At 67.8% G+C, this 13,350-nt stretch carries 10 protein-coding genes and 2 pseudogenes; 6 read left to right on the forward strand and 6 right to left on the reverse strand.

All coding sequences use genetic code 11. From position 1 onward, the window contains the following. Positions 1–299: 299 nt before the first annotated feature. Positions 300–2,042 carry an endo-1,4-beta-xylanase gene (locus ASD48_RS15490; protein WP_057602193.1) on the forward strand — a complete coding sequence of 581 codons (1,743 nt, stop codon included), beginning with the start codon at positions 300–302 and terminating at the stop codon, positions 2,040–2,042. Between the two features lie 356 nt (positions 2,043–2,398). Here the strand turns inward: ASD48_RS15490 and ASD48_RS15495 are convergent. Continuing rightward, a pseudogene (locus ASD48_RS15495) lies at positions 2,399–3,170 on the reverse strand (IS5 family transposase). Between the two features lie 152 nt (positions 3,171–3,322). Here ASD48_RS15495 and ASD48_RS15500 point away from each other — a divergent pair. Then, positions 3,323–4,450, forward strand: coding sequence for an amidohydrolase family protein (locus ASD48_RS15500; protein ID WP_057602194.1), 1,128 nt, complete (start codon positions 3,323–3,325; stop codon positions 4,448–4,450). Between the two features lie 85 nt (positions 4,451–4,535). Here the strand turns inward: ASD48_RS15500 and ASD48_RS46155 are convergent. From ASD48_RS46155 to ASD48_RS15520, 5 genes and pseudogenes are all read right to left on the reverse strand, one after another. Next, positions 4,536–4,865, reverse strand: a pseudogene (locus ASD48_RS46155) (DUF3363 domain-containing protein); the annotation flags it as partial. Positions 4,866–5,052: 187 nt separating this feature from the next. After that, positions 5,053–5,940 (reverse strand): PhzF family phenazine biosynthesis isomerase, encoded by an 888-nt coding sequence (locus ASD48_RS15505; RefSeq protein ID WP_057602196.1) that lies wholly within the window; start codon positions 5,938–5,940, stop codon positions 5,053–5,055. A gap of 454 nt (positions 5,941–6,394) precedes the next feature. Beyond that, a complete protein-coding gene (gdhA, locus tag ASD48_RS15510; protein WP_057602198.1) occupies positions 6,395–7,741 on the reverse strand; it encodes an NADP-specific glutamate dehydrogenase in 1,347 nt (448 codons plus the stop codon). Between the two features lie 404 nt (positions 7,742–8,145). Further along, the gene (locus ASD48_RS15515) at positions 8,146–8,496 is read right to left on the reverse strand and encodes a hypothetical protein (protein ID WP_063887451.1); all 351 of its coding nucleotides are present in this window, start codon (positions 8,494–8,496) and stop codon (positions 8,146–8,148) included. Between the two features lie 513 nt (positions 8,497–9,009). Continuing rightward, positions 9,010–9,618, reverse strand: a complete 609-nt coding sequence (locus tag ASD48_RS15520; RefSeq protein WP_057602201.1) for a TetR/AcrR family transcriptional regulator — start codon at positions 9,616–9,618, stop codon at positions 9,010–9,012. 342 nt (positions 9,619–9,960) lie between these two features. Between ASD48_RS15520 and ASD48_RS15525 the strand changes: the two genes are divergently transcribed. From ASD48_RS15525 to ASD48_RS15540, 4 genes are all read left to right on the forward strand, one after another. Next, positions 9,961–10,353 (forward strand): ester cyclase, encoded by a 393-nt coding sequence (locus tag ASD48_RS15525; protein ID WP_057602202.1) that lies wholly within the window; start codon positions 9,961–9,963, stop codon positions 10,351–10,353. 85 nt (positions 10,354–10,438) lie between these two features. Then, a complete protein-coding gene (locus ASD48_RS15530) occupies positions 10,439–11,125 on the forward strand; it encodes an SDR family NAD(P)-dependent oxidoreductase (RefSeq protein ID WP_057602203.1) in 687 nt (228 codons plus the stop codon). A gap of 499 nt (positions 11,126–11,624) precedes the next feature. After that, positions 11,625–12,134, forward strand: coding sequence for a DUF4334 domain-containing protein (locus ASD48_RS15535; protein ID WP_057602204.1), 510 nt, complete (start codon positions 11,625–11,627; stop codon positions 12,132–12,134). Next, on the forward strand, positions 12,131–13,222 hold the full coding sequence (locus ASD48_RS15540) for an NAD(P)-dependent alcohol dehydrogenase (protein WP_057602205.1): 1,092 nt from the start codon (positions 12,131–12,133) through the stop codon (positions 13,220–13,222). The genes ASD48_RS15535 and ASD48_RS15540 overlap by 4 nt, the downstream gene beginning before the upstream one ends. Positions 13,223–13,350 lie beyond the last annotated feature (128 nt).

The raw sequence follows: 13,350 nt of genomic DNA on the forward strand, positions 1-13,350 counted from the left end.
CTCAGCCTCGCTGAGTACCAGTTCTGACTTGTGGCGGCCCGGCCGCGACTCGTCCGCCAGTCCCACCATCCGCCGGTCCGCGAACAGTGAGCGTACTTGCGTACCGTCTCCGTGGATACCCTGAAGTTCGCCGGCACACGCGTGTTTGATGCGCCTTCCGCGCGGGCCGCAACGATCCGGGCCCGCTCCGCCACACGAGCTGGGACGTGCCACACAAGGCCGCCGTACCTCATGCGTGATGAACTGTGGCCCGGCTTCGAGACGTTGATCTCGTCTCGAACGAGAGAGTGGGAGGGACCGTGGACCTTGGTGGGGGGACGTGGCAGCGACTGACCGCCGTGGTGCTCGTCATGGCGGTGGCGGCCGGGTGTACGGGGCAGGGCGAAGGCGCGGGCGGCGGAAACGAAGAAGACCTGCTGCGGAACCACGACTGGACGCAGATGCCGGGCACCACTGCGCGGAACGACATCCTGCGGGTCAGCGCAACGGATCGGCACATCGTGGAGCAGGACTCCTCCGGCGGCCAGCCCAACCCCCCGCTGAACCTGGCCGGCCCGCATCTCAGGTCCGAAGGCGACTTCACCGTCACCGCGCGCATGTCCGGTGTGGGTGACGGTGACGGCGGCTCATGGCTGCGGCTGTACGGACGGGTACCGGTCATCTACGACGAGTGGCGGCAGGAGCGGCCCTCACTCCGCGTCGGCGTGACCGCCGACGGACAAGTGAAGGTACAGATATGGGACGGCGAGGGCGATGAGCCGGCCACCTCCAAGGACTTCGACTGCGGCTGCTCCGGGACGGTGACGCTCGCCGTGTCGAGCATCGGTGACACATTTCGCATAAAAGCCGACGGGCGGCGGCTGGGAACCGTGCAGGACCCGGGGGTGTTCGCCGAGGGCACTGTCTGGTTCGGTCTGGAGGCGGACGCGGGCGAAGACGAGCGCCGCGAGGGATGGCGCCTGACGCAGCTGATCGCGCGGGCAGAGAGCGGTGACTCGCTCCGCGTGATCAAGGCTCCGCAGCTACGCCAGGAGCAGTCCGACGACTCGCTGCGTGCGCGGGCCGCAGACGTGGGGCGGCCGTTCGACGTCGGCGCCGCCCTGGCCGAGAACCCGCTGCTCACCGACTCACGCTACCGGGCGCTCGCGGGGAGCCAGTTCTCCATGCTCACTCCGGAGAACGCGTTCAAGCCACAGTTCCTCCACCCACGTCGGGGCGTCTACGACTTCCGCGACGCGGACCTACTCGTACGCTTCGCCCGCGCGAACGACATGAAGGTGCACGCGCACACCCTCGTCTGGCACGAGGCTCTGCCCAACTGGATGCGGGAGAACGACGACCCCGAGGAGGTGCGCCGGACCATGCTCCGGCACATCGCCATGGTCGCCGGGCACTTCAAGGGAAAAGTCGCGGAATGGGATGTGGTCAACGAGCCCATGTCCGACGACGAGAAGAGCTACACCAACGGGGATCTCGGTCTGCGCTCCGAGCAGAGCCCGTGGTTCGAGGCCATGGGCGAGGAGTACATCGACGAGGCGTTCAGGGCCGCCCACCGGGCCGATCCGAAGGCACGGCTGTTCCTCAACGAGTACGGGGTCGAGGAGGAAGGCGAGCGGTGGGACGCCCTTTACGATCTGGTCAAGCGGCTCAAGGAACGCGGCGTACCGATCGACGGCGTGGGTTTCCAGAACCATGAGTACGCACCCGGCGACCGCATCGACCCGGAAACCTTCCGCAGCCATGTGCGGGATCTGGCGGAGCTCGGGGTTCAGGCGCGGGTGTCGGAGATGGACGTCCCCATAGGTGAGGACGAGGAGGACGGGCGGCAGACCCAGGCTGATGAGATGGCGGGCAAGCTGCGGGTCTGCCTGGAGGAGCCGAACTGCACATCGTTCTCCACATGGGGATTCACCGACCGGTACGGTTCCGCCGCCGACACCAAGATCTATCCTCCGCGCACGGCCGATTCCCTGCCGTGGGACGCGGCCCTGCGGCCGAAGCCGGCGTACGAGCGCCTGCTCGAGGCCTTTGACGAGGCGTGAGAAATCAAGGTGCGATCTCTCGGTTTGGTGTCGATGGTAGTGAGAGCCAAAGAGCGTCTTGTTCCGCCAGGGGCGCTTGACAAGGCAGCGAAGTAGGTCACGGTCGCTCGAGAGGGTGGCACGTGGGATTCAATGCAGGTATGGAGAACGCCTTGTGGGACCGGCTGTCCGCGGAGGTCCGCCGGAAGGTGGACAGCCTCGTTTCGGCCGGTCGAAACGTGCACGCCATGGCCCTGATGCGTGAGCATGCCGGCCTACCAACGCCGCATCTGCATGTTGTGTCGATGCAGTGGGCCAGCGATTCAGCGTAATTGCGGCATAGGCCGACGAGCTCGTGACAGTGCTTTACACCGTGGTCACGCGTGGCGCCAGTTCGGGGTCGATTCGCGAGTGAGCCTACGGCTCATGAGGTCGATCATGGCGAGGTGGACCATGGCTTCGGAGCGGTGAGGGAGGGCCTCGTAGTCGCGGGCCAGGCGGCGGCGGTGCATGAGCCAGCCGAAGGTCCGCTCGACAGTCGACCAGGCGGCCCTGGTCGGCCCAGACCTTCCGGACCCGGGGGTGGCCGAGCCTCGTCCACAGCAGCGGCCGCTTCGCGCCGTCGCGGTCCTGGATGCTCGCCGCGACGACGTGAACGGCCAGGAACATGCCCAGGGTGTCGGTGACGATGAACCTCTTGCGGCCCTTGACCTTCTTGCCCGCGTCGAAGCCCCTGGTGGCGGCGGGGACGGTATCCGCGGTGCGGACGGACTGGGAGTCGATCAGGCCCGCGCTCGGCTCCGCGCCGCGGCCGTCGGCTTCACGGACCTTGCTGCGCAGGGCGTCATGGATGCGCTCGACGGCGCCGTCGTCGTGCCACCAAGTGAAGTATTAGTACACCGTCGGCCACGGCGCGAAGTCCTTCGGCAGCTGCCGCCAGGAACACCCGGTCCGCACCACGTAGAAGATCGCGTCGAGGATCCGCCGCCGCGGGTGCTTCTCCCGTCGACCACCTTTCGGACCCACCCGCGCTGGTGGGAGCAACAGCTCCACCAGTGCCCACTGGTCATCCGTCAGGTCCGACGGATACCCACCCCCGACACTGCTCGCCGCGAGCTCAACGAGCGCCTCAGCAACGAGAAACGGCAGATCTCAAACACGGTCTGAGCACCGCATTAACGCTCGTCTCAGGTTCGCTTAGTAGGAAGTAGGCATCCAGATAAGCGAGGTAGCCCGTCGTGTCTTGCAGACGGATGCCGCATGGATACCCGCACCACACAAACACCTGAGGAGAAACTGACATGAGGTCCAACGCAAACCCTCTGAAGCACCTCACGACGGGACGCCGCGGCTTTCTGGCCGGCTCGGCAGCACTTGGCATTGGTGCCGGCTTGTCCACGCATGCCATTGCCTCCCGCGCGACAGCGAACGAGACTACGGATTTTTCACTGCGAGACCAGGACCTGCCCTTCATCGGCACGGAGGAGACCTTTTCCACCCATGAGTTGATGGTGCTGAACGACAGGCTGTTCCTCGAGGATACCGGCCTTGCCGAGCTCGGCCCGCGCCGCATCGGCGCAATGGATGAGGCGGGGCTCGACGTTCAAATCCTCTCCGCACATACGCCAGGTGTGCAGAATGTCAAAGGTCAGAAGGGCATCGATTTTGCGTATCGTCTCAACAAGCTGCTCGTCGATGGACCGATGGCCACCCATCCGGGGCGGTTCAAGGCATTTGCAACCTTGCCTCTGCAGAATCCGGAGGCCTCGGCAGACGAACTGGAACGCACAGTTCGGGAAGATGGCTTCCTGGGATGCTTGACCAATGGAATCATCGGGAAGAAATTTCTCGACCATCCCGACTTTGAGCCCCTGCTGGCGCGCGCCGAAGCCCTTGATGTACCGATATACATCCATCCGGGCCTGCCGCCTGACGAGGTTTTCGAAATCTACTACAGCAATATGCGGCCGGAATATCAGAAGGAGTTCCAGGACCAGGTTCTCAGCATCTCTGCATATGGATGGCACCAGGAAGTCGTTACTCAGTGCCTCCGAATGATCACCTCAGGAGTATTCGACAGGCATCCCAAGCTCCAGATTATCATCGGCCACATGGGAGAGGGCCTTCCGTTCTTCTATGAACGCGTCGTGGAGAAGATGAGCGAAGTGACCAAGAAGAGCCTGGACAAGCCATTCGAGCAGTATTTCCATGACAATTTCTGGTTCACCACCAGCGCATTCCCCCAGACTGAACTGCTCGATCTCCTACTGAAGTACATAAGCGTGGATCGAGTGATGTTTGCAACCGACTACCCGTTTGCAAATATGAAAACCCAAACCGACTGGTTCCGGGGAGTCGCTTTGCCACGCGAAGCCAAGGAAAAAATTGCGTTCCGAAATGCGGAAAAACTGTTCGGAATTAAAGTCTGACACGTCCCCACGGGCAGAATGATGCGCGTGAGGTGACGCGCCATCGTCGGCACAAGTGGAGAATGCTTTGGATCGAAGTGTCGCACTAGTTCGCTGTAGGCAAGCAAGACGAGCGTAGTAGCAACTCTCTTGAGATCCTCAGCGCGCTGACCCGCCTTGTGATTAACGGCGCGGTTCGCAAGGGTCTGCTGCGGGGCCCAGTAGCAGACCCTTGGCAGCGTGACGCGCCAACGACTGGGATGGGCCAACGCCGGACATTGGCTATCAGCTCGGTCCCCGCTTCCGGCTGAAACCCCCAATCGACACCGCCGTCGCCCCGGGCGACACCGGAGACATGCCGGCCCAGCTTCCTCTCGAGGGCTGCAGTCCAGGGCACGAGTTGGAAGCCGAGCCCGTCGTCGATCATGGCGAACCTGCCTGTGCTCGCCGAAGCCCGGACGTTTCAAGACCGCCGGGGCATGGTCGGCATGCAGCCGCCTCAACTCGGGCACCGCCCGACTCTACCCAGCCGGTGTGCTGAGGCCACCTGAGTTTCCATCAGCGGCAGACGGTCGCAGACGGCCCCAGGGGCCGGAGCACATGACGATCCAGGGCTGGAGCAATCAGTGGTCGCCTTGGCTGATGCGCGTTCCCGTGCCGCTGACGTGGACGCGCCGGTCACCCGCGCGCAGCGTCACCGTGAGCTCGCCGGGGCGGCCCAGGTCCTCACCCTGGTGGAGGGTGAGGACTACGTCCTCGGGGACCAGGCCGAGCTCGCGGGCGTACGCACCGAACGCGGCGGCCGCGGCGCCGGTCGCCGGATCCTCGACGACGCCGCCGACGGGGAACGGGTCACGGACGTGGAAAACGGTGGCCGACTCCCGCCAGACCAACTGGACCGTGGTCAGTTCCAGGCGGTGCATCAGGGCTTCGAGGCGCGCGAAGTCGTAGGCGAGATCTGCAAGGCGTGCGCGCGTCGCCGCCGCGAGAACGAGATGACGAGCGCCGGCGAACGCGATACGGGGTGGGAAGGCCGGGTCGAGATCGGCGGCCGGCCAGCCGAGCGCGGCGAGCGCTTCCCCGAGGTCGGCGTCGGCGATCTCCTCGATGTGCGGCTCGACGCTGCTGAGCGTGACCCTGACCGTGCCCTCCTCCTCGGCCACCTCCACCGGCACGGTGCCGACGGGGGTCGCGAACAGCAGCTCCCCAGGGCCGATCCGGTCGGCGAGCGCGACGGCGGTGGCTACGGTGGCGTGCCCGCAGAACGGCACCTCGGCCTTGGGGCTGAAGTAGCGGATGCTGTACGCCCGTCCCTCCCGACCGGCGAGGCCTTCGGGGGGCGCCGTCAGGAATGCGGATTCCGAGTATCCGAGGTCGGCGGCGATGGCCAGCATGTCGCTGTCATCCAGGGCAGCGGCGTCCAGAACGACGCCGGCGGGGTTTCCGCCGTCGGGGGTGCTGGAGAAGGCGGTGTATCGCAGTACCTCGGGTTTCGGCGCATTCGTCGTCATGTTCGTGGCAACAGGCGGCGGGCCTGCGGCTATTCCGCAACGCGGAGGGAAGCGAAGTCGGGCCCCTGTGCGGCGGTCCCCCGCCGGGGCGGCAGGGGCACCACCCCATAGCTCCCGCCCTCTAGTCCGCGGCCCCCAGCTCACGGCCCCGGCCCCGGCCCCGGCCCCGGCCCCCAGCTCACGGCTCACGGCTCACGGCTCACGGCTCACGTGCTTCTCCGGCTCCGCGGGAGATGCGTGAGCCGAGCCGAGCCGAGTCGTCCGGCCCTACTCACTCCTCCAGCCGTCAGCGCAGTCCGGGCGCCCGGGGTCGGCCACACCGGGGCTGTTCGGCGGCCGCCAGGGCACCCGTCGGCGGGGAGACGGGCACGCGGGGGCCGCCCATGGCGGCTGCGCCGTTCGGTGCGCGTGGCCTGCCGCGCACCGTGCGCGGCCTGCCGCGCAACGGCCCGCGCTATACGACGCCCTGGGCCGTCATGGCTTCCGCCACCCGCAGGAAGCCCGCGATGTTGGCGCCCAGGACGTAGTCGTCGGGGGTGCCTCCGTACAACTCGGCGGTGGTGCGGCACTGGTCGTGGACACCACGCATGACAGCCGCCAGACGGGTCTCGGTCTGCTCGAAGGTCCACACGTCGCGGGAGGCGTTCTGCTGCATCTCCAGCGCGGAGGTGGCCACGCCGCCCGCGTTGGCGGCCTTGCCGGGACCGAACAGGACGCCCGCCTCACGGAAGATCTCGATCGCCTCCGGGGTGCACGGCATGTTGGCGCCCTCGGCGACGGCCAGGACGCCGTTCTTCACCAGCACCCCCGCTTCCTGTCCGCCCAGTTCGTTCTGGGTGGCACACGGCAGCGCGATGTCGCAGGGCACCTCGAAGACCGATCCCCGGTCGGAGAACCGGGCAGTGGGCTTGGCCTCCGCGTAGGCCGACAGGCGCGCCCGCCGTACCTCCTTGACCGCCTTGAGCAGCTCCAGGTCGATGCCGTCCGCGTCGACCAGATAGCCGGAGGAGTCCGAACAGGCCACCACGGATCCGCCGAGCGCGTGCACCTTTTCGATCGCGTAGACCGCCACGTTCCCCGACCCGGAGACCACGGCCTTGCGGCCGTCGAGACTCTGACCGCGCGTGGCCAGCATCTCCTGCGCGAAGTACACCGCGCCGTAGCCGGTGGCCTCGGTCCGAGCCTGCGAGCCGCCCCAGGTGACGCCCTTGCCGGTCAGGACTCCCGCCTCGAAGCGGTTGGTGATCCGCTTGTACTGGCCGAAGAGGTAGCCGATCTCGCGCCCGCCCACCCCGATGTCCCCGGCGGGGACGTCGGTGTGCTCGCCCAGGTGCCGGTACAGCTCGGTCATGAACGCCTGGCAGAAGCGCATGACCTCGTGGTCGCTGCGACCCTTGGGATCGAAGTCCGAGCCGCCCTTGCCGCCGCCGATCGCCAGTCCGGTCAGCGCGTTCTTGAAAATCTGCTCGAAGCCCAGGAATTTCACGATGCCGAGGTTGACGCTCGGGTGGAAGCGCAGACCGCCCTTGTAGGGGCCGAGCGCACTGCTGAACTCCACCCGGATGCCGCGGTTGACCTGTACCCGCCCCGCGTCGTCCACCCACGGCACCCGGAAGATCAGCTGCCGCTCGGGCTCGCACAGCCGCTCGGGGATCAACGCGTCGACGTACTCGGGATGCGCCTGCAAGGCCGGCGCCAGCGTGTGCAGCACCTCTCCCACCGCCTGGTGAAACTCGGTCTCACCCGCGTTGCGCCGGCAGACCTGTGCGTAGACGGCCTCGATGTGAGCACTGGGGTTCATGCGCGCCTGCTCTCCTGTGATCCGCCAGGCACTCACCTTCGTCCTGCGTGCCTGGCCGCTGTCCTGTCAACGAATACGGACGGCAGGAGTCTCTGTGTCAGCGAAGAAGGTCACCGATATGTGTTCCGGCGGCCGCGTTTCTCGCCGCGGGCTGAAGTCCGCAGGCCGTGAAGGACCTGCGGGACAGCGACAGGCCCGCCCCGCGCATCGTCCTGAGCGCCCTCGCCCTGTCGGACGGCACACCGCACTCCGTCTCTCTCTTGGAAGTGCAGCCGCCGTGACCGCCCCGGCGCCGATGCCGGCCGGCGAGGCGGGCGCGTCACGGGCAGAGGACCAACGGCTGCTGCCGCGGTCCGCGAACGCATGACCCCCCGGGATGTTGTTGCCAGGCAACCCTGACATGGTCACAACTCACACCACTCGCCCAGTTCTCCAGGTGCCCCGGACCGGAGGAAGCTGCGTACGAGGACCCACGCGCGATCGACGGTCAGGACGAAGCCGCCACTGAACGCGACCAGTTCGTCCATGACCGGGATGTAGACCACGGCATCCGCCATCGCGGTGCCGTCACCGACGAGCAGAGACGACCTCTCCGGATGGTCGAACAGATGGATGACTGCTCGATCGCCGTGAAAGCCCACACTCAGCCAGGGGAACTCACCACCCGGCAACCGGACTTCGAGGTATCCCTGGCCCTGAAGACGCAGTGCGACGAAGTGGTCTTCCAGTAGCCCGATGTCCGAATCCTTCTCCACGGCGGAGTAGCGCCCCGACTCCGGCGCCGTCGCCGCCCATGTCACCCTCATCGCCGCACGTCCGACGCGACCTCGCTACCTGGCCCATTCATGAGGCCGAAGTATGGCGTGCCGGTCGGAATCTCGGGTGGCGGTTGCGCCGCGACTGCCACCCGGGCAGCCGACTGGCGGGAGGAAGCGGCCGCACATCCAGTTCCGGCCGCGATCTATGCCAGTGGCTGGTTTGTGGTGCATGGTGAGGAGCGGGTTCCGCCTCCCCCGGGGCAAGGATCCCCTTGCCGGGCCGTGCCGTCCCGCTGCGGATGACAGGGCCCGCCGCGCCTCCCGGCTCCCCACGGGAGGCATGCGGCTGCCCTGGCCCGGATGCGGAGGGCCTCCGGTCGGCTACTACCGGGAGCCGCGACCGGCACGAAGGCCGGCGCGAAGGCCGGCGGCCTCCCGCCACCACGCCGTCAGCGGTACCGACTCGGTCTCCGGCGGCGTGCCGGCCGAAAGGCATAGACCGGGCGGGTCTCAGGTGATGGGCCAGTTACGCAGGGCGGCGTCGGCCATCTCCTGAAGTTCGTCGCGGCAGACACCGCTCGCGGCTTGCACGGCGAGACCGTAGCCGAAGGTGGTGAGGTAGCGGGCCAGTAGCCCCGGATCGGTCTGCGGAGGCAGGTCTCCCTCGTCGACGGCGCGCTGGAACCGCTCCCGGATGCAGGAGTAGCCGTTGGCGCGCCAGGCGACAAGGAGGTCACGGACCTCCTGCCCGGAGTCGCTGGTGGTCAGGGCGCTCTGGACGCCCAGGCATCCGTGCGGCTGGGCCGGGCGGGTGGTGGTTCGGACGGTGCCGGCCAGGAGGGCGGTGGCGACGCCGAGAGCGGTCGGCTCCTCCAAGGCTCGGGCCAGGTATGCGCTCGGGCCTTCGGTGTAACGCTCCAGGGCCTTGCGGAACAGCTTCTCCTTGTTGCCGAAGGCCGCGTACATGCTGGTGGTGGAGATGCCCATCGCGTTGGTCAGGGCGGCCGTGCTGGCCCCCTCGTAGCCGTGCTTCCAGAAGACCAGCATGGCGCGCTCGAGAGCTTCGTCGGCGTCGAATCCTCGCGGCCGGCCGACAGGGCCGCTCTGTTTCGTCTCCACGTCCGCAGCCTACCTTTCTGCAGCGATCGATGCAGAAGTGCTACCGTTCGACTTCCGCAGCGATCGCTACAGAACTCGGAGGGGCCACTCACGTGGGATTACTTGAGGGAAAGGCCGCTCTCGCCACCGGGGGCAGCGCCGGAATCGGCCAGGGCGGTGCCGTGTTCGCGCATGCCTCCGTCGCCTCGCTCGCGCCACTGGAGCAGATCACCGAGGAGCGCTTCGACGCCCCCTTCGGTCTGTCGGGGCTCACCCCCGCCCCGGAGCGATTCAAGGGGCAATCGCCTTACTCCCTCCCCCGCGGCCCCGATCCGGAGCTGCCCACTGAAGGGTCGTCTTCCTGTGTCCGACACCGACCTGCGCGCGTTCTACCTGCGCTATATCGAGGCGCTCAACGCCCACAAGTTCGACGGTATGGACGAGTTCATCGACGACCGGACCACCCTCAACGGTGAGCCTGCCACCCGGGACGACCTCCTCGCCGTCCAGAAGCATGACGTGGACGCGGTCCCGGATCTCCACTGGGAACTCAGGGAACTGCTCTTCGACGGTGACCGTCTGGCGGCGCGCCTGGTCAACACGGGTACGCCGGTGAAGACATGGCTCGGCGTGGCTCCCACCGGCGCCTCGTTCGAGATCGTCGAGTACGCCATCTACCGGGTTCGCGACGGGCGGTTCGTGCACATGACCGCCCTGCACGACGCCGGGGAACTGCTCCGGCAGCTGACCGGCTGACCTACGGGTTCGTCGTCGGCAGGTCAAGGAGCAGTCCGAGCATCACCAACTACCCACTCGAACCACATGACTCGTGAGGATACGCATGCCCATCACACTGATCACCGGGGCCAACAAGGGCATCGGCTACGAGACAGCCAGACAGCTTCTGGCCTTGGGACACGTTGTCTACGTCGGCGCGCGTGATGTCGAGCGGGGCGAGAAGGCAGCGGCGGCGCTCGGCGCACGCTTCGTGCAGCTCGACGTGACCGACGACGCGTCGGTCAGCAGCGCGCTGGCGACGATCGGCTCGGCCGAGGGCCGGCTCGACGTACTGGTGAACAACGCGGGCATCTTGGGACACGGGGCAACGGACGGCCCCACGGCACTCCGGGCCTTCGACACCAACGCGGTGGGAATCGTGCGCGTCACGGAGGCCGCGCTTCCCCTGCTGCGCAAGTCCTCGAACCCCACCGTGGTCACGGTTTCCAGCAGTGCCGGATCCTTCTGGGCGGTGACCAATCCGGACCGGCCGGAGTTCAACCTGCCGTTGGCGCTCTACTCCGCGTCCAAGGCCGCGGCCACCATGCTCACGGTCCAGTACGCCAAGTCCCAACCAGGCATCAAGTTCAACGCGGTCGAGCCCGGCACTACCGCGACCGACCTGACCGCGGCATTCGGCATCGGAAGGACGCCGGAGGAGAGCGCCAGGGTCGTCGTGCGTCTCGCCACACTCGACGCGGACGGTCCGACCGGAACGTTCCAGGACGAACACGGGGAAGTTCCCTGGTAGCCGCGCGGGAGCGGTCGAGGCGGCCCGAGATCACTCGTCGCCGGTACGGCGTCGGCTCTACGTACACGAAGCGCTGACACATTCCCCCGCACCACATCGCGGCGGCGGCCCCAGGGCCGTCGCCGCCGTGCTGCCGTCGCCACCCGTGCTGCCGTCACCGCCCGGTGCTGCTCCCCCGCCGCGCCCGTCGATCGGGTACGTACTGAGCGTTCGCTAAAAAATCGAGTGCGATGCTGGTCGGTCAACTTGCCTCGTGGCTATAGTTTTTATGGGTTCGAACCTGGAGTGTCCCAGCAGATCGGACGCCGGATGTCAGGTATTCCTGATCGACCGCTAAGCAGTCGGAAGGGCAACGGTCCGGGCGGCCTCCCAGCCATCCCGCCCCACCGGCCCCACCGGCCCAACCCGCCCAACCCGCCCAACCCGCCCAACCCGCCCAACCCGCAACGGCAGCATCCCGAATCTTCACCTGGTTCAGCACCGACGAGAGGACATCCGTATGGACATGCTCGAGGCCCGCGCCCGGTTCCAGGAACTCCGGAAGAAGGACGGCTCGGTCACCGCCGTTGAACTCGACGAGATCTGGGCGGCGTTGCCCACGACTCGCCCCGAGGACATTCTCGGTGCGTGGAAGGGCGGCGAGTTCCGCACCGGTCACCCCCTCGAAGGGATGCTGGCGGAGGCCGACTGGTACGGGAAGACGTTCGCCTCCGTGGACGACGCCAAGCCGCTGATGTGCCGGAACGCGGCGGGCGAGCTGTACTCCAACCGCGAACTCGGCCAGGGCGAGGCCAGCCTGTGGACCGTCGAGTTCCGCGGCGAGCCGACGGCCACCATGGTCTACGACGGTCGGCCGGTCTTCGACCACTTCAAATGGGTCGACGACACCACACTGATGGGGATCATGAACGGCAAGGGGGTCCCCGCCGAGGGCCCCTTCTATTACTTCTTCCTCGAGCGCGCCCCCGAGCCCCCGCACGAGAGCCCGCGTGCCGGAGAGGGGGCGTGAGGCACGTCCGCGCCGCGGTCACCGAGGCACCGGGCGCCCCGTTCACCCTCCGGGACGCCGACCTCGAGGACCCGCGGCCCCGCGAGGTGCTGGTGAGGATGACCGCGGTCGGCATCTGTCACACCGACCTGGGAATGCGGGACACCTGGCCCCGGCAGCTCACCCCGATGGTCTTCGGTCATGAGGGCGTCGGCCGCGTCGAGGCGGTGGGCGCGGAGGTGACCGGCCTCGCGCCGGGGGACCAGGTCTGCCTCACGTTCGCCAGTTGCGGCGCCTGCGAGCAGTGCGCGGCGGGCCACCCCGCCTACTGCCACGCCGCGCGGGCCCTGAACCTCTCCGGGGGACGCGACGACGGCACCACTCCGCTCTCGCTCGACGGCGCGCCGCTCCACGCCGGCTTCTTCGGTCAGTCCAGCTTCGCCACGCACGCCGTCGTCCACGAACGCGGCGTGGTCAAGGTGCCGTCCGACGTGCCGGCTGCGGTCGTCGCGCCGCTGGGCTGCAGCGGACAGACCGGCGCGGGCACCGTACTGAACCGGCTGCGCCCCGAACCGGGTTCCTCACTGGTCGTCCTGGGCGCGGGCGGGGTCGGCCTCAGCGCGCTGATGGCCGCGGTGGCCGTGGGATGCGACCCGATCGTGGCCGTCGACCCGGTCGCCTCCCGCCGCGCCCTGGCCACCGAACTCGGCGCCAAGGCGGCCCTGGCCCCCGGGGACGGTCTGGTGCCGGCGCTGCGCGACCTCACCGGCGGAGGCGCGCACTACGTCGTCGAGTCCACGGGCCGTCCGGAGATGGCCCGCCGGGCCGTCGGAGCGCTGCGCCCGCGCGGAGAACTCGCCCTGCTCGGCATCGGCGGTCAGGTGACGTTCGATGTGATGGGTCTGCTCGCCAAGGGCGTCCGCGTCCACGGGGTGATCGAGGGAGACTCCGACCCCGGCCGGTTCGTCCCCGAGCTGATCGGCCTGCACAGGCGTGGCCTCTTCCCGCTCGACCGGCTGGTCACCACGTTCCCGTTCGAGGACATCGGAGCGGCCGTGGCCGCCATGGGGGACGGCAGCGTCATCAAACCGGTGCTCACCTTCATCTGATCGTCGGCTCCGGCTCCGGCACCGGGAACCGCGGCGGCGGACGACGTGTCCCCGGCGAGATGCCGACAGCAGACAGCCGCCATCCGCTTGCCGCGTCGACGGCGGACCGCGGACCGCCGAGCACCGAG

It is taken from the genome of Streptomyces sp. Root1310 (assembly GCF_001426425.1).
Taxonomy (GTDB): Bacteria; Actinomycetota; Actinomycetes; order Streptomycetales; family Streptomycetaceae; genus Streptomyces.

Bases quoted from the DNA above. Each gene is read 5' to 3' on its own strand.
- ASD48_RS15505 (WP_057602196.1), bottom strand. From the start codon at position 5,940: ATGACGACGAATGCGCCGAAACCCGAGGTACTGCGATACACCGCCTTC.
- ASD48_RS15530 (WP_057602203.1), top strand. From the start codon at position 10,439: ATGCCCATCACACTGATCACCGGGGCCAACAAGGGCATCGGCTACGAG.
- ASD48_RS15535 (WP_057602204.1), top strand. From the start codon at position 11,625: ATGGACATGCTCGAGGCCCGCGCCCGGTTCCAGGAACTCCGGAAGAAG.
- gdhA (WP_057602198.1), bottom strand. From the start codon at position 7,741: ATGAACCCCAGTGCTCACATCGAGGCCGTCTACGCACAGGTCTGCCGG.
- ASD48_RS15500 (WP_057602194.1), top strand. From the start codon at position 3,323: ATGAGGTCCAACGCAAACCCTCTGAAGCACCTCACGACGGGACGCCGC.